Source organism: Hymenobacter amundsenii, from assembly GCF_002204745.1.
Lineage (GTDB): Bacteria > Bacteroidota > Bacteroidia > Cytophagales > Hymenobacteraceae > Hymenobacter > Hymenobacter amundsenii.
In genome coordinates, this window is the sequence record NZ_NIRR01000002.1 from 218616 (window position 1) to 244893 (window position 26278).

A 26278-nucleotide genomic window follows, 5' to 3' on the forward strand; every position below is an offset into this window, starting at 1 on the left:
ACCTACCCACCGACAGCGGGGGCAAGAATTTGTTCGGCTTGCCTACTATTCTTTGTCTTTTTCCTTACATTTAGGGCAATAAGCCCCAAAACTCACCATTTTCTCAGTTTTCGTATGAAATTTAAGTCTCTACTTCTTGCAGGAAGTGCGTTGCTGACGGGTACCGCAGCCTCGGCGGGTGGCTATCAGGTAACGCTGGCCGGGCAGAAAAACAACGGCATGGGCGGCGTCGGCGTGGGGCTCTCCCTCGACCAGGCGGCCATGTTCTACAACCCCGGCGCCCTGGCAATGGTGAAAGAGCGCGGCGTACACATCGGGGCCAATGGCACTTTTGCCCGCAACTCGTTTGTAGCCGCCGGGGGCAACCAGCAGCGGGAGCTGCGCAATACTGTTACCACGCCCATCGGCTTGTTCGCGGCTTTCGGCCCGAGCGAGGGTAAATTCCGGGCGGGTATTGGCGTGTACACGCCTTTCGGCAGCAAGCTCCAGTACGCTGATGGCTGGGAGGGTCGCACCTCGCTCACCGACATCGACCTGAAGTCGGTTTTCGTGCAGCCAACCCTGAGCTACGCCATTACCGACCAGCTGAGCGTGGGCGCGGGCCTCGTGATCCTGGCCCATGGTTCGGTGAACCTGCAGCGCGACATTCCCTTGCCGGATTCGTTTGGCCACGTGGAGCTCGACGGCAAAGCCGAAACCAAGCTGGGCTTCAACGCCGGCGTGTTCTTCAAACCTTCCGACAAGCTGAGCATCGGCATCAACTACCGCTCGAAAATTGACGCCGAGGTAAAAGATGGCGACGTCACGTTCAGCGGTATTAATTCGCCCGTATTCCAGCCGCGCTTCCAGGCTACTAAGTTTGCCGCCACGCTGCCCCTGATTGCCACCACCAGCATCGGCTTCGGCGTTATGCCTACGGAGAACCTGACCATCGGCTTCGATGCCAGCCTGGCCAACTGGAGCGCCTACAAAACGTTGCGCTTCGACTTTGACCAGCAGGTAAACGGCTCCACGTTCAGCGAGTCGCGGCGCGAGTACCAGGACGCCCTGACCTTCCGGTTGGGTGGCCAGTACAAGCTCACCAGCGGCCTGACCGTACGGGCCGGCGGCGTGTATGACGAGAGCCCGGTGAAAGACGGCTTTGTGACGCCCGAAACGCCCGACAACGACCGGTTGAGCGGCACGCTCGGCGCTTCGTACAGCTTCGGTAAGTTTGGCGTCGACATTTCGGGCCAGTACATCGGCATCAAGAAGCGCACCCAGACCCAGGATGATCTAATCAACAACGGCACGACTGACCGCATTGCCGGTACTTACAAAACCAACGTGGTAGTTGCCGGCCTGGGCCTGAACTACTCCTTCTAACCCGACTCACTCTCCGACTCCATGAATACTTCTAATTTATTCCGCAAAGCTGCGCCGTTGGCTGTGCTGGCCGGTTTGGGTCTGACGGCTTGCCAGCCAGATCTGGAAAAAGACTTCAGCCCGAGCAATGGCTCGGCTGATTTTTCCAACTACATCGCCGTTGGCAACTCGCTCACGGCGGGCTACTCCGATGGAGGCCTTTACCTCGAAGGCCAGCAGCAGTCATACCCAGCGTTGCTGGCTCAGCAGTTCAAAAATGTGGGCGGCGGCGAGTTCGTGCAGCCCCTGTTCACGGCGGGCCAGGAAAACGGCTCGGGCTACCTGCGCCTAGCCGGTTTCACGGCCGCTGGTAACCCTATTACGGCCAACGTAACGACCAATCTGGCCGTGCGTGGCGGCACGGCGGCCAAGCCGCTGTACACCAAGTTTGTGGGCTCGGTCAACAACTTGGGCGTGCCCGGTATCCGGCTCTCCGACGTGGAAACAGCCGGCTACGGCAGCGTGCAAGGTAACCCCTTCTTCGAGCGCATCACGCCCGACGCCCAGGCCACGCAGACCTACCTGGCCCGGGTGGCGGCTTCCAGCCCTACCTTCTTCACCAACTGGCTGGGCAACAACGACGTGCTGGGCTATGCCACGGCCGGCGGGGGTGCCAGCTTTTTGACGACTACGGCCGACTTCACGGCTAAAAACGCTAAAATCGTCGATGCCCTGACTGCCAACGGGGCCAAGGGAGTGGTTGCTACCATCCCCGATGTAACCAACATTCCGTTCTTCACCACTATTGGGCCATCGTTCCGTGCCACTTTGGCGGCAGCCAATGTGCCTAGCGCCGCGCCTTTCGTGTATACCACGGGCACCCTGGCTCCTGGCCAGCCTAACGTCCGGACGACTTCTACCCTCGCGGCCATTCGCGACGCTTCGGGTACTGGTGCATTACTGTTGACGCTGACCGCTTCGCCTTACCTGGCGCTGTACGGCCAGCCCTCAGGCAAGTACTGGCGCGACTTCTACGCGCAGGCACGTCCGACGCTGCCAGCCACGGTTCCTAACCTATCGGTATTCCTGGCCGCTATGCAGATCGATACCACGAAGGCTTTTGGCCAGTCGACGGGTAACCCCTTCCCTAGCATACTGGTGCTGGACGCGGCCGAGCAGACGCTCGTCAGAAACGCCACGAATAACTTCAATATCGCCATCAAAGCCAAAGCCACCGAGAAAGGCCTGGGCGTATTCGATGCCAACACGTTCTTCGCGCAGGTTGCCACCAATGGTATCGTCACGAATGGCGTGAACAACACGGCCGGTTACATCAGCGGCAACCTGTTCTCGCTCGACGGGGTGCATCCCACGCCCCGCGGCTACGCCATCATTGCCAACGAGTTCATCAAGGTGATCAACAACACCTACGGTGCCAAGGTACCTACGGTGAACGCCAACGACTACCGGGGCGTGAAGTTCCCATAAAGGGGCCTTCTACTGCTCCACAAAAAAGCGCCCACCTCAGTAGAGGCGGGCGCTTTTTTGTGGAGTAAAATGTAGTTACGCTCTTATAGCTGCACCTGTTGCAGCACCTCGGGGAGCTTGGGGGCGGTTTCGCCGGCGAGGCGGGCGGCGATGAGCTGGGCGTGGTAGCGGCCGTTTTCGATAAACCAGCGGCTGGTGTTGCGGCCGCCGCAGACGGTACCGGCCAGATAGAGGCCCGGGCGGTTGGTTTCGAGTGTGTCGGCGTCGTGGCTGGGCGTCTGGGCCGTATCGGTGCCACAAGTAATTCCCAGAGCCGCCAGAAACGAGAAATCGGGGTGGTAGCCGGTGAGGGCATACACGTGCTGGGCCGGCAACGTGCGCGGCCCCTCAGGCGTGGCTACTTCCACCGTGCCGGGCGTAATGCTGGTAACGGTGGTATTGAACAGCGCCCCGATGCGGCCCTCCTTGATGCGGTTGACGAGGTCGGGTCGGATCCAGTACTTCACCGAGTCGGGGATGTCGGGGCCGCGCACGAGCAAGGTGGGGCGGGCGCCGGCCCGCAGCAGCTGTAACGCGGCCTTAGCCGCCGAGTTTTTGGCCCCGATAATTGCCACGTCCTGGTCGGCATGGGCGTAGGGCTCCTTGTAGTAGTGCGTGACGTGGGGCAGGTCTTCGCCGGGTACGTTGAGGTAGTTGGGCAGGTCGTAGAAGCCGGTGGCCACCACCACGAAGCGGGCCCCGATGCGGCCTTTGTCGGTGACTACCGTGAAGTTGCCTTCCGCGCCTTCGAGGCCGATTACCCGCTCGTAGAGGCGTAAAGTCAGGTTTTCGGTGAAGGCCACGCGGCGGTAGTAGTCGAGGGCATCTTCGCGCAGGGGCTTGTAGTGCAGCGTCGCCATCGGGTGACCCCCGATTTCAAGTAGTTCGGGCGTCGAGAAGAACTCCATGTTGGTGGGGTAGCCCACCAGCGAGTTCACCAGCGCCCCCTTATCGAGCACTACCGCGCTCAGGCCGCGCCGCTGCACTTCCAGGGCGCAGGCCAGCCCCACGGGCCCGGCCCCGATTACGGCCACATCGAAGGAAGATTCGGTATCAGAAGGATTCATGCAGGGTAAACGAGCAGCGGCGGGGTTCTGTTTAAAGCGGCCGCCGGGCCATGAGTGCCTGCAGGGCCCCGGTGCTCCACAACGCCCAGCCAATCAGCACGGGCTGGAAGAAAAGGCGAGCCAGCCGTTTCTGGTCATTATCCAGTCCGAAGGCAGATAGGTGGTGGGTATACTGGTGGATATTGCCCGGAAATACGGCTGCGTAAAAAGCCGCCAGCCCGATGCCCATCCGAATCCGGTTTTCACCCTTTAGCAGCAGCAAACTCAGGCCCAGCCCAATTTCCACCACGCCCGAAGCCAGCACGACCGTGTCTTTATCCAACGGCACGAAATCGGGAACCTGGGCCTGAAACGCAAGGCGCTGGAAGGTGAGGTGGCCAGTGCCAGCTACTACCATAAAGGTGCCCAATAGGCTGCGGGCTACGTTTTGCAGGGTGGTGGTGTGGGGTTGTTGGGGCATAGAGAGAAGCCGGAGGAGAGGGCCAGCTTCGGGCTATACGGCTCGCGTCACCAACCGGATAACAGGACTTAGTGTGCCTGCAGCCAGTTCTCGCCGGTGCCTACTTCTACTTCCAGCGGCACGCCGTGGGGCAGCAGCAGAGCGGTGGCCATTAGCTCCTTGATTTTGGGCGTGATGTAGGCTACTTCCTCGCGCGGGGCATCGAATACGAGTTCGTCGTGGACCTGCAGAATCATGCGGGTGCCGAGCTTTTCCTCGCGCAGCCACTCATGAATGTTAATCATGGCCTTCTTGATAATGTCGGCCGCGGTGCCCTGGATGGGAGCGTTGATGGCGTTGCGCTCGGTGTAGCCGCGTAGCGTGGCGTTGCGCGAGTTGATGTCGCGCAGGTAGCGGCGGCGGCCGAGCAGCGTTTCGGCGTACTCCAACTCGCGGGCCCGGTTGATGCTCTCGTCCATGTACTGCTTCACCGACGGAAACTCTTCAAAGTAGGTTTCGATGATATCAACGGCTTCCTTGCGGCCGATGCCGATGCGCTGGGCTAATCCAAAGGCCGAAATACCGTAGATGATGCCGAAGTTGACCGTTTTGGCCTTGCGCCGCATCTCCCCATCTACTTCACTCAGCGGCACTTTGAACACCTTGCTGGCCGTGCTCGTGTGTATATCCTGGCCCAGCCGGAAGGCCTCAATCATCGTTTTATCGCCCGCGAAGTCGGCCATAATGCGCAACTCCACTTGCGAGTAGTCGGCGGCCAGTAGCACGTGGTTGGCGTCTCGGGGCACGAAGGCCTTGCGGATTTCGCGGCCCTTCTCGGTGCGGATGGGGATGTTCTGCAGGTTGGGATTGGTGCTGGAGAGGCGGCCAGTGGCCGTGACGGCTTGGTTGAAGCTCGTATGCACGCGCCCATCCAGCTCGCACACCAGCTGGGGCAGGGCCTCGACGTAGGTGGAGCGCAGCTTGCTGAGCTGGCGGTACTCCAGAATCAGGCCCGCAATGGGCGCGTCGCCGGCCAGTTGGCTCAGGATTTCCTCGCCGGTGGCGTACTGGCCGGTTTTGGTTTTCTTGATTTTCTTGCCCCCCAGGTCCATCTTATCGAACAGGATTTCGCCCAGCTGCTTGGGCGAGCCGATGTTGAACTCCTCGCCGGCCTCCTGGTAAATCTGGCCTTCCAACTCCGTGATGTAGCCCTGCAGCTCGGCCGAATACTCGCCCATGGCTTCGGAGTCAATCTGCACGCCCTCGTACTCGATGGCGGCCAGCACCGGCACCAGTGGGTTTTCCACCTCGTTCAGCAAATCGAGCAGGCCCACTTCCTTGAGCAGCGGCTCAAACACGTGCTTGAGCTGCAGCGTCACGTCGGCATCTTCGCAGGCGTAATCCGACACCTCGGCGGGCGGCAGGTCGGCCATGGTTTTCTGGTTCTTGCCCTTGAGGCCGATGAGGGCCGTGATGGGTACCGGCGAGTAGTGCAAGTAGGTTTCGGCCAGCACGTCCATGCCGTGGCGCATGTCGGGCTCCAGCAGGTAATGGGCCAGCATGGTATCAAACAATGGCCCCCGAATCTCAACGCCGTAATGCTTGAGGATGGTGAGGTCGTACTTGATGTTCTGGCCGACTTTGGTAATGCCTTTAGCCTCCAAAAACGGTCGGAACTCGTCTACCAGCGCCTGGGCCGCCGCGTCGTCTGCCTGCGGCACGGGCACGTAGTAGGCCTCGCCGGGCAGCCAGCAGAACGAGAGGCCCACGAGCCGGGCCGTCATAGTGTCGAGGCCGGTGGTTTCGGTGTCGAAGCTGACCTCGGTTTGCAACAACAGAAACTTCAGCAGCTCGGCCCGAAGCTCGGGCGTATCCATCAGGTGATATTGGTGGGCCACGTCTTCGAGCGTACGGCGGGGGCCGGTAGGCGCGCCGGCCGTGCCGGTGCTGCCCTCCTCGGCCCCGATAGCCACGGCCGCATCAGACGACGCGCCAAACAGGCTGCCCTGGCCGGCGTCGGCCACTTTGGGCCGCCGGGCCCGCGCGGGGTGGGAGTGCCGCCGGTGGTAACACCGGCCGCGCTGCCGGCCCCGTCGCCAAGTACGCGGGCGGCCAGCTGGCGGAACTCCAGCTCGTCGAACAGGCGGCGTAGTTCCTCCATATCGGGCTGGTCTAGGATGAGCTTGTCGGCCTCGAATTCGATGGGCACGTCGAGGTGGATGGTGGCCAGCTCCTTGCTCATGAGGCCCTGCTCGGCAAACTCGCGCACGTTCTGCTGCTGCTTGCCCTTGAGCTTATCCACGTTGGCAATCAGCCCTTCCACCGAGCCGTATTCCTGAATCAGCTTCTTGGCCGTTTTCTCGCCGATGCCCGGGATGCCCGGAATGTTGTCGGAAGCGTCGCCCTGCAGGCCCAGAATGTCAATCACCTGCTCGACGCGCTCAATCTCAAAGCGCTGGAGCACGTGGGCTACGTCGAGGATTTCGGCGGCGTTGCCCATAAAGGCCGGCCGGTAGATTTTTACGCAGTCGGTCACGAGCTGGCAGTAGTCCTTGTCGGGCGTCATCATGAACACCTCGCCAAAGCCCTGCTGCTCGGCCCGGCCGGCCAGCGTGCCAATCACGTCGTCGGCCTCGAATCCTTCCACCATCAGAATGGGGATATGGAAGGCTTTGATAATCTGCTTGATATACGGAATGGCCAGGCCGATATCCTCGGGCATGGCTTGGCGCTGGGCCTTATACTCGGGGTACTGCTCGTGGCGAAACGTCTTCTTGGCTGCATCAAATGCCACCCCAATGTGAGTCGGCTTCTCCTTTTGCAGCACCTCGACCAGCGTGTTGGTGAAGCCCAGGATAGCGCCGGTATTCAGGCCCTTGGAATTCACGCGCGGGTTCTTGCTGAAAGCGAAGTGGGCGCGGTAAATCAGGGCAAAGGCGTCGAGCAGGAACAGCTTGTGGGGCAGGGCGGCGGCGGTCGTTTCGGCGGAGTCGGTCATAGGATAGCGAAGGTACGGAAGGCGGGGCTGTCAGGATAAGTTCAGGGGGAAGGCACTTGGTAGCTGCGAAGCAAGTAGGTACCTTGTTACGGCTTCTACTCTGGGCTTCTACTTTCTTTATAGAATGATTGTTTATCAAGTTCGTCGGGTGCTGGGCGTGTTGCTGGGCTGCCTGTTGTTGGCGGTTACCTCCTGGGCCCAAACCCCCGACCCCACCTTTGCACCACCCGCCTTGTACATGGCGGCCTCCGCCTACGTGGCCTTTCAGCAAAGCGACGGCGCCCGGGTGCTGGCCAACGGTTTTTCGCGGGCTGAAAGTCATGCCAGCCCCGGGCTGGCCCGCTACCTGCCTTCCGGCCAACCCGATGCCGGGTTCAACGCCCGCGTGGCGGCCCAGCAACTGCCGGTTCCAATTATGGCCCTTGCGGAAACAGCCAACCGGCACCTGCTGCTGCTTTCCGAAAACGGCGTAACCCGGCTCCGGCCCGACGGTACGCTCGACCCCGAATTTCGGGCGGGCGGAGCCACGTTCGGCAGTGCCTTGGTGATGCATGTGCAGCCCGACGGCCGGATACTGGTGGGCGGCGGCTTCACGCAGTTCCGGGGCCGGGCAGTCGGGCGGCTGGTGCGCCTGCTGTCCAACGGGGAGCTCGATGAGTCGTTTGAGGCGGCCGGAAAAGGAGCCCGCGACAATGGGGCCCTGTTAAGCCTTGCCCTGCAGGCGGATGGTAAGATTCTGGCGGCCGGCAACTTCGAACCCGGCCCCGAGCAGCCGCACCGGGCCCTGCTACGGCTATTGCCCGATGGCCGGTCCGACCTCTCGTTTGCCCCGCAGGTCAGCCCCGATGCCCTCCTCAGCCACGTGGTGGTGCAGCCCGACGGCCGGTTGTTGGTGGCGGCCTATAACAGCACCCGCCCCCTTAGCAGCAGCCCCCAAGTGCTGGTGCGCCTCACCTCCACCGGCCAGCTCGACCCAACTTTCCAGGCGGCCGATCATTTTGCTCCTCGCTTGGCCATCGGCCAGTCGTTGCTACTCGTGCAGCCCGACGGCCGCCTGCTGGTGGGTACCGGCCAGCAGGCCGACCTGCCTGGCCGGGGCAACGTGGTGCGGCTGCTGGCCGACGGCCGCCCCGATGCGTCATGGCAGACCCCTTATTTCGGGGGCTTCGATAGGCCGTATGGTCTGCAGCTGCTGCCCAACGGGCAGGTACTGGCCTCCGGGGCCACTTTTCGGTTGGAAGCCAGTGAGCTGCCGATAGGGGCTGCGCTGCTCGGTGCCAATGGGGCGCTTGACACCTCGTTTGCCCCCAAGCTGCAAAATCCTGGCGAAGTAGGCCAGATGGTAGCGCAGGCCGATGGGCAGTTGCTGATCAGTGGCGCGTTTTCAGAAATCAACGGCGAGCCGGTGCGGTTTCTGGCTCGGATCAAAGCAGATGGTGGCCTCGATATCCCTTTTTCCCGCGCCTGCCGGCTGAGTTCTTCCAGAAGCGCCAGCATTACGGCGCGACTGGCCCTGCAGCCCAACGGGCAGTTGGTGGTGGGAGGTAATTTTGAATCGGTAGGGGGAAAGGCCAGTCCGTCGTTGGTGCGGCTGCTGCTCTCGGGCGAGCCCGACCCCACATTTGTCAGCGGCCTGAAAGGCGAAGTTCAGTTCGACTGCCTGGGTTTGCAGGCCGATGGGAGTATCGTGGTTGTGGGGGCCGGCCTGATTTCGGGCCCCAACTCGTCGGCCACTGTCGTGCGTTTCCAACCCAACGGGCAGCCTGATCTAACCTTCTCCTCACCTCCCGGCTGGTGGCTGGGGCGCGGAATGGTTATCCAGCCCGACGACCGGATTGTGGTGGCGGGCTACCTGCCCGGTCCCGATGGCAGCGCGGGTGCCAGCGTGCTACGCCGGCTGATGCCCAACGGAGCCCCTGATGATACCTTTGCCGCCTTGGACGCTGCGCCGGGCCTCTCGCTCTTTTCCGTGCGGCGCACTACGGCGGGCGCGCTGCTGATTGGGGGGCAATTCAGGGCTATCCAGGGGCATAGCACCATTAACCTAGCCCGGCTGCGAACGGATGGCAGCGTAGATCAGAGTTTTAGTAGCAACCTGACCTTGCCGGGCCTGGAGGCGCTGAGCCTGCAGCCCGATGGTAAAGTGCTGGTAGGAAACGGTAAGCTAGGCCTGCCAAGCCAGCTACTCCGGCTCCGGGCCGATGGTAACCCAGACCCCAGTTTCAAGGAAGTGAGCGTACTGGGAATAGTCCGCTGTAGCCTAACCTTGCCCAACGGTGCCATCGTTGTAGGCGGCAGCTTCTCAGACGTGGCCGGCCAACCCAGCGGCGGCCTGAGCCGACTGCTGGCTCCGACGGTGCTGGCAGTTCCGGCGAGCCGGTTGCGGGCCGACACCCGGGCCTGGCCCGTACCGGCCCGCAGCACACTCCACGTTAATCTAGTGCCCGAAGCTGGTCCCCGTACGGTGCACCTGCTCACGTTGGCCGGTCGGGAGGTATATCGAAGTGCAGCAACTACCACGCAGATGCAGGTACCGGTTGGTCACCTGGCAGCGGGCCTTTACCTGCTGCGGGTTGAGTACGCCGACGGGCCGGTAACGCGCCGCGTGGTGGTGGAGTAGGTGGCTGGTTAGGGCGGGGTTCTGGACTATTAATAAGCTTAGCCTTAACTATCAGCCGGCAAATGGCGTAAGGGGTCTAAACATCGCACTTTACCCAACTTCCTTATGAAATCTTACAACACTGATTCCGACAACCGCAAAAAGAAAAAATCAGGCGGCATCATCGGCACCCTAGTAGGCGGTGCCCTGCTGGCCCTAGGTGTGAGCTACTTCTTCAACAAGAATCAGGGCAGCAAAGCCCCGGTATCCGACGATGAAACCGAAACGCTGCACGAGCTGCTGCTTTTTGTGAACGACCGGGTAGAAGGCTACCAGCGCGCCGTAGACGAAAGCAAGGATGCCGAGCTACGCGGCTACTATAAGCAGCTCGTGAGCCAGAGCCAGCAGTTCGCCAACCAGCTCAACCAGCACCTGCGCCAGAAAGGTGGAGGCCGCGAAACCGGTACCACGCTCAAAGGCAAGCTGTACCGCCGCTGGATGGATGCCAAAGCCACCGTCACCGGCTTCGACGAAAAGGCCATCCTCGGCTCGAACGTCTACGGTGAAGAATGGGCCCTCAAAGCTTACAAAGAAGCCCTGGGCAGCGAATCACTCACTGGCCAGCTTCGCCAGGAAGTGGAGCGCCAGTACGAGAAGTCGCAGCAGACTTACGACAAGCTAAAAGCCTTGGAAGCCAAGCAGAGCTAAGCTGCCAGCTTGGCCTTTGTTCCAAACGAGTACTGCCCGTCGGGGGCCGCTGCAGCGGCCCCGACGGGCAGTACTCGTTTACCACGAAAACATCTACCAGAAGGACGGCGACACGTTGGAGCCATGCAAACGGCAGTCCACGCACGCCTGAGTTTGGCCCGTATAAGTCTCGCCGGGACCGATGCGGGCTACCGGCATCCTAGCCACTGAATCGCCGAACATTTCATCATACGTCCAGTCGCTTGGCTTATACCGAGCGCTGGGAAAGGTGTCAACGTCCACGCAGGTGCGGTAAATGTCGTCCACGAATTGCCATTCGAAAGGCAACTGGGCACGGTTAATAAAAAGGCGTTGCTCCCGCACAGTGGCGGCCCCCACAAACCCTAGCACGGGTTCCGATTCGTCGGCCAGGGCATGAACGTTGCCCTGGATCTGGGAGGGCAGGGGGTCGAAGAGAGTGCCCAGGTTATCGGTGTTCTTCTTGACGGCTTCCCAGTAGTCGAACTCTTCGCGCGCGAGGGCATACTGGTGCACAATAATGCTGTAGCGATAACGCAGGCGAATAGCCGTAGCGGGTACAAATAGCAGGCGGTAGTCGCGCACGGCGTCCTGCTGAAGGCGTAGTGTACTGAAGGTTTTGATATTGGCCGCCGATTCTGTCCGCCAGCAGCGGTAGATGTTCTCCTTACGCCGCACCATCTGCTTGTTGCCCAGATAGCGCCAGCGGCTGTCGTGGGCCGACGTGAATTCCCAGGTTTCCTCGTACTGCCAGCGGTAGTACTGGCTGCTACCAGTATCGTCATGGGTGCTCAGGTAAAGCTGCACCCCGCTGGGTTCTACCTGGGCCCGGAACGCATCAAGCGGCGGGGTGGATTTAAGCAGCGTAAAATCGGAAGCATACTCGCGGCGGGCCCGGGTAGTAATGTGGAGCCGGTAGCGCTGGCCGGCCGGCAACACGAGGGCCGCCGACTCATACGTTCCGGCCATTGTTTCGCGCAGCTTATACTGCTGGCCACTGGCTGCCTCGATCCGTAGAAGTGCCCCGGTTTCGGGTGGAAAACCTGTCTGCTCCTCCAGCTTCAAGGAACGGGTGAGCCGGATAGCGGTGATGCCCGACCCATTGATAAAGCCATCGACGACCAGCAGCGGTTTGGTGCTCCGAAGAATAGTTGGCTCGTAGGGCTGCACGCAGGCTCCCAGCAGCAAGAGCAAGGCTAGCCAGTTAGCGAATCGGAAGAGTAGTATTGCCATGGGAATAATAGTGGTAAGGGCCGGGAAAGTGGTAGGGAGCATTGTATATGTCTCTCTCTGGACTACGGGTTTGCATGGCCCCGCCCGCCCCGTTCAGGAATATAGCCCTTTATAAGCTGGGTGCTACCTCGAAGGTAGTGCTGTAGCTGCCCGCCGCGCCCGTGGCAGAAAGTCCTTGCACTACTATGCGGTAGATACCAGGTTGATCGGCCGTGTAGAAATCGAGAGCAGGGGCTTGGCCGTTGGGGCCAGTGGGTACGCTGGGGTTCCAGTACAGCAGGTAGCGCCTGTCGGGGAGTGGGCTCTGGCGCTGAGTGGCCGTTTCGTAGCGCGGAGCATAGAACTCGCGTTGCACCTGCAAGCCCTCGTATTCCTCCACCAGCGCCCGCGGATCGAGGTCGAAGCCGTTGAGGTTACCTTTGTATGTGCGCAAGCTCACGATACCATTGTACATCATCCGGCCCTGAAAGTAGCGGCGGTCGAGCACATCCAGTGTACGAATTTTGAGCACGTCGAAGGCCATGAGCTTATTGAGCTCGAAGACGGGCACTCCATCGAGCAGCACCAGCGGCGGATCATCGAAAATGGTCCGGTGCGGGTTGTCCAACACAGTGAAATGGAAGCCATCTTTCCGGAGCCGCACTTTAACGCCCGGCACATACTCGCGTAGCACTTCCTCCAGGCTCGGGAAGCGGGTGTAGTCGTCGAGGTGGTAACGCTCGTCGGGGGCACCAAAAAAGTCGGTGCTGTCAATAGGCGGAAGCGAGTAAACGGTGTTGTAACGGCGGTTGTACGAGTTCTGCACCTGCACTCCGATATGGTGCTGGGTGAGGTCGTCGCGGGAGTGTTCGTGTGGCCTGAACAGCCGGCTGACCGGCTGGCCGGCGGCAAACCGGGAGGAGTAATTGCTGAGCAGCTCGATCTGGTAAGTACTGTCGAGCGTTGTGTTGGTCTGGGCAACCAAGTCGTGGGGGCCGTAAAAATCGTTCATTTCAAACTGCAGCCGGCCATCGGCCGCACTAACGGAGTTGGTAAGCCGCAGGGGTCGGCCCGCGCTGGCTAGGTACACCATAACGTCGGGGGCCGGGGCTCCGGTGGCCCGATTCGTGACGCGCCCCCTTACCAGCGGGCCGTACAACTCGGGCAGGTAAGTAAACGTCGGCGAATGGGCCGCCAACACATCAGCCCACGTGAAACGGCTCCATCCGTGGGTAAGCATCAGGTTATCGGTGGCCGCTGCCACTTCGTTGCCGGCGCCCTGCAGATAATAATCGGGGTTTTCCACCGCGCCTTTCAGGTCCGAAGTCAGCCAAAAGCTGGCTGCGATAGATGCCTCAGTGTCCGCGCTCAGCGAATCGAGCCGGTACACCGCTACCGAGAGGTCGGCCACCGCGGGCCGGGCCACCGAGTCGGTGGCGCTTAGCCGGAGGCTAACTTTGGTGCGCGCTCCGTAGCGGGCTTGGTCGGCTAGGGCGCCCAACTGCAGCAGGTGCGTAGGCGGCCGGAAATGCAGGCGCTCCGCCACCGGCCGGCCCTGCTGATCGAAGACCGTAAAGTGCGACACGCCGTCAGCCAGACTTCGCGCGGGAATCAGAAACTCGGCCTGCCCGTCTGATAAGCGAGCCTGCTGACTGCAAATGAGCTGCTGGCGGGCGTGGCCCAGCAGGTATAGGTTCTGGGCCGGCAGGCCGGCCCCGCGAACGTAAAGGAGCAGTCCGGCCGGCCCAGCCGCTGCGAGCCGCAACACGTACCCAGCGGGGCGGACGGCCGGAAAAGAGGCTGAAATTTGCCGGCCACTAGGCAGGCGGACTACTGCCCGGTAGGAGCCGGTAGCGGTGGGGGTGAAATCGAAGGAGCCCAATCCAAACCGCAGGGTGCGAAACTCGGCTACGGCGCGCCCTCGTGCATCGAGTACCGTTCCTGTGGCGGCGGTGCTACGGCCCGTGCGGTCGGTTATTTTGAAGCCCACCCGGCTTGGTATTCCGGCCACCAGTTGGCCTCCTTCCGGGAAAAAATGCACGTCGTAAGAGGCCGTGTCGCGGGCCGAGAATACGGGCAACCCCTGAAGTGTGCTAACGATGGTGACCGGGCAATGAAAGTAATAATCGGCCCCGAAGTTTTGCATCCAGCTGGTGTACGCCCGCACCGTGTAGCCGCCCGAGCGCAGGGAAACCGGGAGCTGGAAAGATCCGTGGCCGGTACCTCCCTGCAGCGCTACCTTGGCTTGCAATAGGGGTTGGCGGGCGTCGTCGAGCACCTCCACGTAAGCCACCCGGCTCAGGCTCAGGGGGCGGGCAGTGGTACCGTCGGCCGCGTACACTTTGAACCACATGGTTTCGCCGCTCAGGTAAGCCGGCCGGTCGAGGTGCAGGTAGAGCTTCTCGGGCAGGTGCTGCTGCTGGTACTGCCGGAAGCGCTGCGGCAGGATAGTTGGCCAATCGGCTGGTTCTGAGTCTACTGTCTGAGCGCGGCTTGGTAAACCAACCAGCAGCAGCAGCGTCAATCCAAGCCAGCCCAGTACCTTACGCGAACAAGCAAACAGCATAGTCAGGGGAACAAATAGAACGAAGGAAATAGATAGAAGAAACGCGCCCGTTTTCTGGCTCCTGCAACTTACTGGGGCCAGAAATCAGGCTTCACGTTCGTGCCGCGCAGGCGGCAATCAACGCAGTCCTGGGTTGAAGCGGTGTAGGCTTCTCCTGGCCGGAGGCGGGCGACGGGCATTCGGTAGGTGGAGTCGCCGAAAAAATCATCATATGTGAAATCCAGGTACCGCCTGCTAGGAAACGTGTCGAGGTCCACGCAATGCTCGTAGCCCTTGTTGATAAACTTGGTCCACTCCACCGGCAAATCCTGACGACGGACAAAAATCCGCTGCTCTGTTACCGTAGAGGCCCCCACGAAGCCCAGCACCGGCTCATCGGGGCGATAAAGCGAGTGGACGTTGCCCTGGATCTGGGAAGGCAGCGGGTCGAAGAGGGTGCCCAGGTTGTCGGTGTTCTTTTTCACGGCCTCCCAGTAGTCAAACTCCGGGCGCGACAACGCGTACTGGCGTACGTTAAGGCTGTACAGGTGGCGCAGGCGAATATCGTCCCGGGGCACAAACAGCAGGCGGTAGTCGCGCACCGCCGCCTGGGTAAGGCGCACCGTGCTGAAGGTTTTAACGGTAGCAGCATTTTCCGTCCGCCAGCAGCGGTAAATGTTTTCCTTGCGCGGCAGTACGCGCCCGAGCGGTTTTTTATAGACCTGGATGCTTTCGAAGGCGGAGGTGAATTCCCACGTTTCGTCGTATTCCCAGCGGTAATGCTGGATGTTGCCGCTATCGTCATGGGTGTTAAGGTAAACCTGGAGGCCATCGGGTTGCAGGGTGGCCGCCAGTTTATCATACGGGGGTGTTTGCGGGAGCACTACTAGGTCGGAAGCGTACTCCTGGCGCTCCCGCGTGATGATGCGCAGGTGGTAGCTCCGGCCGGCGGGTAGTGCTAGGGTGGCGGAGACATAGCGGCCCGGCCCGGCCTCTCGCAACGGGTAGCGGGCACTGCGGTCATCCTCGATGTACACCTGCGCCCCCGACTCGGGGGGAAACCGGTCGGGCGAGTCGAGGTTGATGGAGTAAGCCAAGCGCACGGTCGTAACCCCGCGCCCGTTAATGTGCCCATCGACTACCAAGTACCGGTTGGGCCCAGCGATGATAGCCGGCTCGTAGGGCTTGAGGCAACTACTGCCTGCCAACCCCAGTAGCGCCCAACATAAGAAGATAAGTAAGCGATGCATCGCCGAGCGCCTTAGAATTTGAAGTTATAAACCACGGTAGGAATCGGCTGTCCGAAAATGGAGAGCTGGTAGCCTTTAATCTGCCCGCCAGTATTGCGGAAATACACGGAGTAAGGGTTCTGGCGGCCGGTTAGGTTGTACACGCCGAACGTCCAGGAACTGTGGGCCAGCTTCTTGGCCTTGTGGCTGCCTTCCAGGTTCAGCCCAAAATCCATCCGGAAATAGTCGGGCACCCGGTAGGCGTTGCGTTCCGAATAATACACCCGCGTGGCGCCAGCATCGTAGTATTTGGCCAGCGGCAGCGTAATGGGCCGCCCGGTGCTGTAGGCGACGTTGAGGGAGGAACTGATGCGGCGGCTGAATCGGTAGTTGCCCACCAGCGAGAAATCGTGCGGTTTATCGAAATTACTGGGGTAGTAGCGTCCTCCGTTGATTTTATCCGCCGGAGTTCCCTGGTTTACTTGCACTAGGGTCCGGGAGTAGGTGTAGCTGATCCAGCCATTGATTTTGCCACTGAGCTTACGCACGAGCAGCTCCACGCCATAGGCCCGGCCCACGGCATTCACAATGTCGGTTTCAATGTGGCGGTTGAGCAGCAACACGGCCCCGCCCTTGTAGTCCACAAAATCGCGGGTTGCCTTGTAATAGGTTTCGACCGACGTTTCGATGGCGTTGTTGCGGAAGTTGTGGTAATAGCCCAGCGAGTACTGGTCGCCCACCTGGGGCCGGACGTTACCATCGCTCAGCTTCCAGATATCGGTCGGCGACATGGCCGTCGTGTTCGACAGCATATGAATGTACTGGCGGGTACGGTTGAAGCTGGCCTTTACCGACGAGTGCTCGGTGAGCGAGTAGCGGGCCGAGAGCCGGTACTCCGGTCCGTGGTAAGTAGCCAGCACCTTGCCCGCCCCGTACCGGACGGTATCGGTGAGGTTGCTCAGGGTTTTGGCTTGGCCCGGCAGGTAGCGGTACACTTCGCGCGGCCCCAGTGCATTATAGAGCGAGTAGCGCAGCCCCCCCGAAACCGATAGGCGGGGCGTCAGGTCGATACGGTCCGACACATACACCGCGCTTTCCAGGCCCTGCTCGCGCTCGAGCACATCAGTCCGGATAAGCGACTCGGCCCCGGAAGGTTCCAGCCCGCCGGGCGCAACATGGTAGAGCACCGAGCTGACGCCGAACTCTACGTTGTGCTTGTTGGTGGGCAGGTAGCTGAAGTCGGCCCGGCCCTCGTAGTGGTCGATGGCGTAGGTTAGCTGGGAGGCTGTGGAGGGGTCGCGCTGGCTGGTAATGTCGTAGCGGTAAAAGCTGTTGGCCGCCGTCAGGGTTCCCGAGAGCTTGGGGTTGAACACGTGCTGCCACTTGGCGGTGGCTGCCCGATTAACGTAATGGTAAGCCGTGTCCCGACCCAGTTGAAACTTGTCGGTGCTGTAGTAGGCTGTCACCGACAGCGAATTGTGTTTGTCAAATTCGTAGTCGATTTGCCCGCTCAGGTCCGAGAAGGAGGCCGAACTCTGCTTATACACCTCATTGGGCAGTAGGTGCAACAGCCAATTGGAGTAGCTGCTACGGCCTCCCACTATAAAGCTGCCCTTGTTCTTTACGATGGGTCCCTCCAGGGTCAGGCGACTGGTCAGGGGCCCCACACCCCCCGAAAAATGGTACTTCTGGGCGTCGCCCGGGCGGCCCTGGATGTCGAGCACCGAGGAAAGCCGCCCCCCGTAACGGGCCGGAATGGCACCCTTGTACAGCTCCACCGAACGCACAACATCGGGATTAAAGGCCGAGAAAAATCCGAACAGGTGCGACGGATTATAGATGGTGGCCCCGTTGAACAGAATCAGGTTCTGGTCGGTGGCCCCGCCGCGCACGTTAAGGCCGGTATTGCCTTCGCCCACCGTTTTCACGCCCGGCAGCGTCATCACCACGCGCAGAATATCAACCTCGCCAAAGGCGGTGGGTACCTGGCGCATGGTCTTGATGTCGAGCTTGTCGACGCCCATTTGGGTGCTGGTAACATTTTTGGCTCTTTCGGCCCGGATCAGCACTTCCTGCAAAGTGGTGATGTCGTCCTGGGTTTCGATGTCGAGGCGGCCATTGCTGCGCAGGAGCACCTGCCGCTTAGTGGCTTTCACGCCAATCCCTCGTACGCGCACTTCGTGGCGGCCCGTCGGCAGTGTCAGGGTGTACGAGCCATCGGCGGCGGTACTGGTGCCCAGGTTGAGGGCTTCCACGAACACGTTGGCCCCCACCACCGGCGCCCCGGTGGCCGCTTCGCGCACGCGGCCCGCCAGGGTGGCCTGCTCGCTGGCGGAGCCTTGGCCAATGTTGTAGACCTTGGTTGTCGAGCTGATGGCGTTGCGGCCATCCTCGTCCCGGCCAGACGCGCCCTCCGGGAGCAGGCGAACCTGGCGCGACTCCTGGGAGCCGGCTTCGGTGGCTTCGGCCTGAAAAAAGCCCGCCGCCAACCTTGTGCTGATGGCCGGCCCCCGCGTAATGAACACCTGGCGATGACGGCTGCTGTCTACCGAGAACTGCAGCGCAGTGCCCTGCAAAGCACGCCGCAGTACTTGGCCCAGCGGTTCGCCCTGGGCCTGCACGCTTACGTTCAGGCTATCAACGGCTGCCGGATCGTAAAAAAAGCGGTAATCGGTGGCCGCCGCCAGCTGCTCAAAAAACTGCGCCAGTGGCAGGCGCTGATACGTGCCGGTAACCAGCGGGGAGGGGGCGTTCTGAGCTTGGCTACGAAAAGTGCCGCCCATCAATAGCACGAAAAAACAAGCAGCCAGATAGTTGGTCATATTCTTCGGGGAAGCGGATAGCAGAATAGCAAAGAATGGGCAAACCTACCGGTGCCGATAAGGCCCCGGATCGGTGCCGCGCCGGCCCGCCAGCAAAACGAGCAGGGCTAGAGGCAACGCCCCGCTGGTGGGTTAAGGCCGATCGGGTAGACTGGTGCGGTAGAGCACGAGTTGCACGATATCAGCCTCCCGCGCCTGTTGATCAGTGAAAAGCCGCTTGTCGCGGATATGGCGCAGCAACAGCTTCCGATGGCGCGGAAAAGCCGCCAGCACCGATTGCTTGCCCTTGATCTTCAGCAATTGGTCATCACCCAGCTGCAGAAAATAGCGGTCGGCAGACGAGAAAACTACTCGGGTCATATTCTGCGCTGGCTGGTCAAGCATGTCTTTGTAGCGTTTGGCCAGCAGCCGTAGGTCGGCTCCGGCCAGCATTACCTCGTAGAAACCCGGGCCTGCCCCCTGGTCGGCGACAGGCCCGGCAAGACGGACAAAGCTACGGTTGCCAATAGTGAAGGCTGAGACTTCCGTTGAGAGCAGGGCCACATCGAACAGGCTGTTCGGCTGCCTCACTACTACCTGGTCGAGATGAATATCATAAAGCAGCGGTATGCCCGCGTAACGATGCCCCCAGTAAGTGAGCGTACCGGGTTGCGCCGCTGCCCCAGGATGAAACTGGTTCCCTTCGACGAGCTGGTAAAAGCGGGTGTAGTTGAAGTACTCGCTGCCGTTGTAGAGTTGCGACTGGTCGTTGATGGCCGCATGGTACGTTTGGATAGCTGCCTGCTGGGCCTGCTGCACCAGGGCTGAAGTGGCCGATGGTGCCTGCGCACGCGCAGTATAGGCTGTCCCTGTAAGCACGAATAGTAGTGCTTTGATAACTAATGTTTTGGTGGTGTGATAAAACGGCCAACGCATAATTTATTAAATAGGTGATAACATATTGTCGCGCCCTACTCTACCCTACTATTTTTTGAGAAGCGCTTCTGTAGCTTCTGAAGTCACTTTTGCGGCGGCGGTTACACGCTTGCTGCCGCAGGAAGAAACTGCTTTTAAAAGCTGAAAACCAACTTTACCCGGGAGGTAGCAGAGGACACTGGAAAAATAGTAGGGTAGAGTAGTCGCGCCCTAAGGCTGATCAGCAAGGTATAGAAAGCAATAGCAAGCACCAAATAACGGGCCTTGCAAACGTGAATGGTGCTGTGGGCACCGCCCGTTCAGCCGCCCAAGCTGCCCCATTCGATTCAGCGGCTTGCCTGGGCGCCCGTAGTTGAGAAGCTAAAAAGGCCGCTGTCGCCCGGTGTTTACAAATTGGGCTTCACCTCGAATGTAAAGTGGGTGCTACCGGCCGCACCATTGGCCGCGAGGCCCTGCACGACTACCAGATAATGGCCAGCTTGGTCGCCAGCGAAAAACTCCAACGGCTGGCTGGCCCCGGAACCAGCGGCCGTAGTTACGGTCGGGTTCCAGTACAGCAGCTCGCGCAGGTCGGGGTGGCGGCTGCGCTGCTGCTCGGGCGTGTCGTAGCGGGGGGCGTAGAACTCGCGCTGCTCCTGCAGGCCCTCGTACTCCTGAATCAGCACCCGTGGGTCGAGCTGGAAGCCTTCGAGGTCGCCTTTGTACGTGCGGAAGCTGACCAGCCCGTCGTAGGCGGCCGCCCCCTGGAAATAGCGGCTGGTTACCACATCGAGCCGCTGAATTTTCAGCGGGTTCATGGCCATCATCCGGTTGATATTGGCTACGGGCACGCCATCGAGTAACACCAGCGGGTTTTCCTGAAAAATGACTTTGTTCAGATCGTCGAGCACCTGGAAGTGGAAGCCGTCTTTGCGAATGCGCACCTGCACGCCCGGCACGTACTCGCGTAGCACCTCTTCCAGCACTTTAAAGCGGGTGTACTCATCGAGGCGGTAGGAGGCGCTGGGCCGGCCATAGAAGGGTACGCTGTCGGTGGGCATGGCCCGGTAGCGGTCGTACTTTTTGCCCGCGTACACCGTCTGGACCTGGGCCTGTAGGTGGCGGCGGGCATAGTCGGCCCGAAAGTGGGGCGTGAGACTGAAGGCGGGAGCCGTAAAGGCGGCAAACTGCTCCGAAAACGGGTCGAGCAGTGTGATGCGGCTGGTGCTGTCCTGGGCCGGGTCGGTTTGCAGCATCACGGTTTGCGGGCCGTAGAAGTTGGTGGGCTCGAAGCGTACGAAGCCGTCGGCGTCGCTCTGGTCGTTGTAGAGGCGCACCACCCGGCCCGGCACCGAGAAGTAGGTTAGTAGCCCCGACCGGGGCTCGGTGGTGCCGGCGCGGCTGAGGCGGGCGCGCACCACCGGGCCGTAGAGTTCGGGCAGAAAGGCCGGGGCCGCCACGGCCGGGGCCAGCACCTCAGCCCAACGGAAGCGGCTCCAGCCCTGGGTCAGCAGCAGTTCGTCGGTGGCGGCCACGGCCTCGGGGCCAGTTGCCGTAAAGTAGTAGGCGGGGTCTTCCACGGTTCCGCGTAGCTCGGACGTTAGGCCCAGGTAATGGTCGATGCTGATGGCGGGCGCGGCGTTGAGCGAATCGAGGCGGTACACGGCCACCGAGAGGCTGTTGGGAGCAGTAGCACTACCGGCCGATACCGCCAGGCTCACCTTGGTGCGGGGCGCGTAGGCGGGCTGATCGGTGCGGGCGTCGAGGGTCAGGATCTGGCGCGGCACCTGAAAGTAGAGCCGCTCGCACAAAGGCTGGCGGGCGGTGTTGAAGAGGGTGAAGTGCGAAACCCCGTCGGGCAATTTACTCCTGTCCAGGGTTAGCTCTGCCCGGCCATTAAGCAGCTCCAGAGGCCGGGTAAAAGCCGCCTGCTGGCGGGCGTGGGCCAGTAGCAGCACGTTTGCTGAGAGGCCCGCCGTGCCCTGGATGGCGAGCGTGAGCTGGCCCGGATCGGGTGCCTGGTGCACGCTCAGTACGTAGCCCTGGTCCTGCACCGCTGGCAGCCGGCTGGTTGTTGGGGCCGGCTGCCGGACGGCGGGCCGCTCTTCGCCCGGCCCCCGCGTTTGGGTGACCACGGCCGTATATGTGGCGGGCCCGGCCGCCGCGGGCGTCAGCAGGAAGCTGCCCATACCGTGGCGACGGGTGCTGAAAGTGGCCACTGGGGCGCCCTGGGCATCGAGCACGGTGCCCGTGGCCGCCACGCCGCGGCCGCGCCGGTCGGTTACTTTGAAGGCCACCTTACTCTGCAGGCCCCGCACCAGATGCCCGCCCTCGGGAAAGAAAGCGGCATCCAGGGCGGCCGAGTCGGGGGCCGGCACTGTCCCAGAGGCGGCGAAGGTGTTCACAACCGTTACGGTGCCGTGGAAAAAGGCCTCGGGACCGAAATTCTGCATCCAGCGGGTGTAGGCCCGCACCGTGTAGCGGCCCGAGGCCAGCGAGGCCGGCAGCGCGAAACTGCCCTGGCCGGTGGCCTCGCGGAGGGCCACTTTGCCGCGCAGCACCGGGTGCTGGCTGGCGTCGAGCACCTCCACGTAGGCCACGCTGCTCAGGGCCAGGGGGCGCGAAGCGGGCCCACCCGTGGCGTAGAGCTTAAACCACATGGTTTCCCCGCTCAGGTACAGCGGCCGGTCGAGGTGCAGAAACAGCGCCTCGCGGGGCATCTGCCGGGCATAGCGACCGAACTGCCCGGTCAGGCCGCCGAGCGAATCGAGTTGGGCGCGGGCTGCGCCGGCTGCCGTCAGCCAGAGCAGGCCGGCCAGCAGCAGGCCCCGGCGGAAGGAAAACGGGCAGCCAAGGATGTAAGGCATAAGCAGAGGGAATAGAAAACTTACCAGAACGAGGGGCGCACGGCCGTGCCCCGGGTGCGGCAGTCGATGCAGTCGCGCTCCTTGGCCGTTACACCGCCTGGCACCACCTCTATGGGTAGATACTTTTGGCTGTTAAAGGCGTAGAACAGCGACAAGCGGATATCCTCGGCCGTTGGGGGCGGAATGCCGGAGGCCGGCTTGAGCGTATCGGGCGGCAAACAGGCTTCGTAGCCCGAAAGGGGCACCACGGCGGCCGGGAGTTCGGCCCGGCTGATGAAGATGCGCTTGTCGCTCACGGAGTGGGCCCCCACGAACCCCAGCACGGGCTCCTGCCCGTCGTCGAGGTTGTGCATGTTGCCCGTTACCTGGCTGGGCTGGGGGTCAAAGAGCGAGCCGATGTTCTCCGTGTTTTTGCGCAGCAGGTCCCAGTAGGCGTACTCGGCCTTCGTGAGGGCCTGCTGGTGCACCAGAATGCTGTAGCGGCGAGCCAAGCGGCTCGTGTTGGCGGGCAACGTCAGCATCCGGAAATTGGTTACCCGGTCTTCGCTCAGGGCGATAGTCTGGTTGAGTACGATGCGGCTGGAGCTGGCCGTGCTCCAGCACACAAGCGGGAAGGCTTGCCGGATGGGGCGAAGCGCGCCGTCGTAGTACTCGATCAGGGGCTGGTAGGGCGAGCTGACTTCCCAGGTTTCGTCGTATTCCCAGCGGTAGTACTGGCTGTTGCGGGTGTCGTCGTGGGCCGATACGTAGATGTTGAAATCCTGACCCTGCGCCCCCCAGCTCACCGCATCGACGGGTGGCGTGAGCTTGACGGGCACAAAGTCGGAGGCATACTGGCGGCCGATCCGGGTGCTGATGCGCAGCCGGTACTGGCGGGCGGCATCGAGTGTGAGGGCCGCCGAAACGTAGGTGCCGGGCGTGGTTTCCGTCAGGGCGTAGCGCGGGCCGCCGCCTTGGGTTTCGATGAACAGCGTGGCGCGGGCTTCGGCGGGCGGAACCGTTTTGGCATCGAGGGCGGCCGAGCGCGAGAGGCGGATGGTACTCACGCCGCGGGGGTTGAGAAAGCCATCGACCACCAGGTAAGCCGGCGGGGCACTGATAATGGCCGGCGCGTAGGGCTCCACGCAGCCGCCCAGGCCCGCCAAACCGGCCACCAGCAGCAACAGCAGCAACGAAAGCCGACTAATCAAAAGCAACCAATACTGAGTCATCTTTTAAAACTTGAAGTTGTAGGTAGCCGTCGGAATCGGGCGCCCGAAAATCGAGAGCTTGTAGCCCTTGATCTGGCCGTTTTCCGACTTGAAATAGATCGAATACGGGTTCTGGCGGCCGGTCAGGTTATACACGCCCAGCGTCACGGAGCTGTGGGCCAGCTTGTTCACTTTGTGGTTGCCCTCGATGTTGAAGGCCAGATCGGCGCGCATGTAATCGGGCACCCGGTAGGCATTGCGGTCGGAGTAAAGCACGCGCAGCGAGTTGCCGGCGTAGTATTTGGCGATGGGCAGCGTAATGGGCCGGCCGGTGCTGTAGTTGAAGTTGAGCGAGGTGCTGAAGCGGCGGCTGAAACGGTAGTTGCCAATCAGCGTCACGTCGTGGGGTTTATCGAAGTTGCTGGCATAATACTGCCCGCCATTGATCTGGTCGGCGGGGGTGCCGGCATTCACCCGCACCAGCGAACGGGCGTAGGTGTAGCTGATCCAGCCGTTGATTTTGCCGGTCAGCTTCTTCACCATCACCTCCACACCGTAGGCCTTGCCCTCGGCATTTATAATGTCGGTTTCGATGCGCTTATTGAGCAGCAATACCGCCCCGCCCTTGTAGTCGACGAAGTCGCGCAACGACTTGTAGTAGGTCTCGACCGACGTTTCGATGGTGTTCGACTTAAAGTTGCGGTAGTAGCCTACCGACACCTGGTCGCCGATCTGGGGTCGGATGTTGGCGTCACTCAGCTTCCAGGTGTCGGCCGGCGACACAGAGGCCGTGTTGGTGAGCTGGCTGATGTACTGGCGGGTGCGGTTATAGCTGAACTTCACCGACGAGTTATCGGAGAGCGAGTAGCGGGCCGACACCCGGTACTCGGGGCCGTGGTAGGTGGCCAGCACCTTGCCGGCCCCGGCGCTAACGGTATCTATAATCGTGCTTTCCGAGCGGGCCTCGCCCGGGGCGTAACGGTAGTAGCTGCGCGGCCCGAGGGCGTTGTAGAGCGAGTAGCGCAGCCCCACTGCCACCGACAGCCGCTGGGTCACGTCAATCTTATCCGACACGTACACGGCGCTTTCCAGGGCCTGCTCGCGGTCGAGGATGTTGGGTGTTATCAGCGAGGCCGCGCTGAGCGGCTCTAGGCTGCCCGGCGACACGTTGTAGAGCAGCGAGCTGACGCCGAAGTCGACTGCGTGTTTGGGGTTGGGGAAGTAGCTGAAATCGGCCCGTAGGCTGGTCTGGCTGATGGCGTACTTGAGCCGCGACGAATTCACTTCGTTGCCCTCGCTGGTAATGTCGTAATCGTAGTGGCTGAACGCGCCCGTGAGCACACCGTAGAGTTGGTTGCTGACGTTGTGCCGCCACTTGAAGCTGGCCGCTTGGTTGAGGTAGTGGTAGGTGGTGTCAGAAGCCAGCCGGAACCGGTCGGAGCTTAGGTAGCCGGTGGCGTACACCGAGTTTTTGTCGTTGAACTGGTGGCTGATATGGGCGCTTAGGTCGGAGAAGGCCGCCGAACTCTGCCGGAGCTTGCGGTCGTCGAGTCGGCGTAGCAGCCAGTCGGAGTAGCTAGCCCGGCCCCCAATCAGAAACGAGCTTTTATCCTTGATGATAGGTCCTTCGAGGGTCAGCCGGCTGGTGAGCGGCCCGATGCCGCCCGTGGCCCCGAACTTCTTCTTGTTGCCCTCGCGGGTTGTAATGTCGAGCACCGACGAGAGCCGCCCGCCGTACTTGGCCGGAATGGCGCTCTTGTACAGTTCCACGCCCTGTAGCATATCGGGGTTGAAGGCGGAGAAGAAGCCGAACAGGTGCGCGGGATTGTAAATGGTCATGTCGTTGAACAGAATCAGGTTCTGATCCGTGGCTCCGCCGCGCACGTTGAGGCCGGTGCTGCCCTCGCCCACCGATTTCACGCCTGGCAGCGTAAGCACCACCCGCAGAATATCGACTTCGCCAAAAGCGGTAGGCACTTGCTTGATGGTTTTGATGTCGAGCTTTTCGAGGCCCATTTGGGTGCTCGATATATTCTTGTCCTTCTCGCCCTCAATCACCACTTCTTTCAGGGTGGTAATGTCTTCCTCCACCTCGATTTCGAGGCGGCCGCTGCCGCGCAGAATTACCTGGCGGCGGGTGTTCTTGCTGCCTACGCTACGCACTTTCAACTCGTAGCGACCGGCCGGCAGCGTGAGCGAGTAGAAGCCGAACTGGTCGGTGCTGGTACCTACGCTCGGCGACTCCGAGAAAATAGTGGCCCCGATGATGGGTTCGCCCGATTTGATGTCCTTAATGTGGCCGGCCAGCGTCACGGGCCCGCTGCCGCCTCCGGTCCCGATTTCGTAGACCTTGTACTCGGCCGCGCTCACGTAGCGCGAACGACCGGGCGCGGTGGTGGGCGTCAGGTCTTCGGGCGCGGCCAGTACCGGGCCCTCGGGGGGCGAGCCCACAGGCCGGAAAAAGGCGTTAGGCAACTGAGGCTCGATGCTGACGCCAGTGGTCACGAACACCCGGTGTTCGGTGGGGGAGAGAGCAAAGCGGTAGGGCGTGTTCTCGAACACCCGCGCCAATACCTTTGGCAGGGGTTGCTCGCGCACCTGCACGCTCACCCGAAAACTGTCGGGCGGGGCCGTGGCAGCGTAGTAGAAGCGGTAATCGGTCTGAATTTCCAGTTCCCGTACGAACTGGCTGAACGGCACCCGGTCGAAATTGCCGGTAACGGTTTTTTCGGCCGTTTGCTGGCCGTAGCTGCGCGGGCCGGGCAGCAAGAGCATCACCACAAAAAACAGGAAGTAAGCGTGCTTCATGCCAAACGGAA

The 26278-nt window shown here is 61.5% G+C and carries 14 protein-coding genes and 1 pseudogene; 4 read left to right on the forward strand and 11 right to left on the reverse strand.

What is annotated here, in order from left to right; all coding sequences use genetic code 11:
* The first annotated feature begins 114 nt into the window (after positions 1–114).
* Together CDA63_RS03045 and CDA63_RS03050 are read left to right on the forward strand one after the other, a co-directional pair.
* Entirely contained in the window at positions 115–1365 is a 1251-nt protein-coding gene (locus CDA63_RS03045) for an OmpP1/FadL family transporter (RefSeq protein WP_088462972.1), read from the forward strand.
* A 21-nt stretch (positions 1366–1386) separates the two neighbouring features.
* Positions 1387–2832: an SGNH/GDSL hydrolase family protein gene (locus CDA63_RS03050; RefSeq protein WP_088462973.1), complete on the forward strand. Its 1446-nt coding sequence runs from the start codon at positions 1387–1389 to the stop codon at positions 2830–2832.
* A gap of 83 nt (positions 2833–2915) precedes the next feature.
* Here the strand turns inward: CDA63_RS03050 and CDA63_RS03055 are convergent, their stop codons facing one another.
* From CDA63_RS03055 to polA, 3 genes and pseudogenes are all read right to left on the reverse strand, one after another.
* The gene (locus CDA63_RS03055) at positions 2916–3938 is read right to left on the reverse strand and encodes a YpdA family putative bacillithiol disulfide reductase (protein WP_088462974.1); all 1023 of its coding nucleotides are present in this window, start codon (positions 3936–3938) and stop codon (positions 2916–2918) included.
* Between the two features lie 31 nt (positions 3939–3969).
* Positions 3970–4398, reverse strand: a complete 429-nt coding sequence (locus tag CDA63_RS03060) for a DoxX family protein (protein WP_088462975.1) — start codon at positions 4396–4398, stop codon at positions 3970–3972.
* 68 nt (positions 4399–4466) lie between these two features.
* Positions 4467–7375, reverse strand: a pseudogene (gene polA, locus CDA63_RS03065) (DNA polymerase I).
* 124 nt (positions 7376–7499) lie between these two features.
* Here polA and CDA63_RS03070 point away from each other — a divergent pair.
* Complete coding sequence (locus CDA63_RS03070) at positions 7500–9995, forward strand: T9SS type A sorting domain-containing protein (protein WP_088462976.1); 2496 nt, start codon at positions 7500–7502, stop codon at positions 9993–9995.
* A gap of 105 nt (positions 9996–10100) precedes the next feature.
* Positions 10101–10682 (forward strand): PA2169 family four-helix-bundle protein, encoded by a 582-nt coding sequence (locus CDA63_RS03075; RefSeq protein ID WP_088462977.1) that lies wholly within the window; start codon positions 10101–10103, stop codon positions 10680–10682.
* A 93-nt stretch (positions 10683–10775) separates the two neighbouring features.
* Here the strand turns inward: CDA63_RS03075 and CDA63_RS03080 are convergent, their stop codons facing one another.
* From CDA63_RS03080 to CDA63_RS03115, 8 genes are all read right to left on the reverse strand, one after another.
* A complete protein-coding gene (locus CDA63_RS03080; RefSeq protein WP_165768173.1) occupies positions 10776–11933 on the reverse strand; it encodes a DUF4249 domain-containing protein in 1158 nt (385 codons plus the stop codon).
* A gap of 109 nt (positions 11934–12042) precedes the next feature.
* A complete protein-coding gene (locus tag CDA63_RS03085; RefSeq protein ID WP_088462979.1) occupies positions 12043–14478 on the reverse strand; it encodes a hypothetical protein in 2436 nt (811 codons plus the stop codon).
* 68 nt (positions 14479–14546) lie between these two features.
* Complete coding sequence (locus CDA63_RS03090; protein ID WP_088462980.1) at positions 14547–15707, reverse strand: DUF4249 domain-containing protein; 1161 nt, start codon at positions 15705–15707, stop codon at positions 14547–14549.
* 11 nt (positions 15708–15718) lie between these two features.
* Positions 15719–18508: a TonB-dependent receptor gene (locus CDA63_RS03095; protein ID WP_088462981.1), complete on the reverse strand. Its 2790-nt coding sequence runs from the start codon at positions 18506–18508 to the stop codon at positions 15719–15721.
* Positions 18509–18640: 132 nt separating this feature from the next.
* Positions 18641–19423 carry a hypothetical protein gene (locus CDA63_RS03100; RefSeq protein WP_126546707.1) on the reverse strand — a complete coding sequence of 261 codons (783 nt, stop codon included), beginning with the start codon at positions 19421–19423 and terminating at the stop codon, positions 18641–18643.
* Between the two features lie 386 nt (positions 19424–19809).
* Positions 19810–22269, reverse strand: a complete 2460-nt coding sequence (locus CDA63_RS03105; protein WP_088462983.1) for a hypothetical protein — start codon at positions 22267–22269, stop codon at positions 19810–19812.
* A gap of 20 nt (positions 22270–22289) precedes the next feature.
* Positions 22290–23459 (reverse strand): DUF4249 domain-containing protein, encoded by a 1170-nt coding sequence (locus CDA63_RS03110; protein WP_242434525.1) that lies wholly within the window; start codon positions 23457–23459, stop codon positions 22290–22292.
* Between the two features lie 24 nt (positions 23460–23483).
* Positions 23484–26267 (reverse strand): TonB-dependent receptor, encoded by a 2784-nt coding sequence (locus CDA63_RS03115; protein WP_088462985.1) that lies wholly within the window; start codon positions 26265–26267, stop codon positions 23484–23486.
* Between the last annotated feature and the right edge of the window lie 11 nt (positions 26268–26278).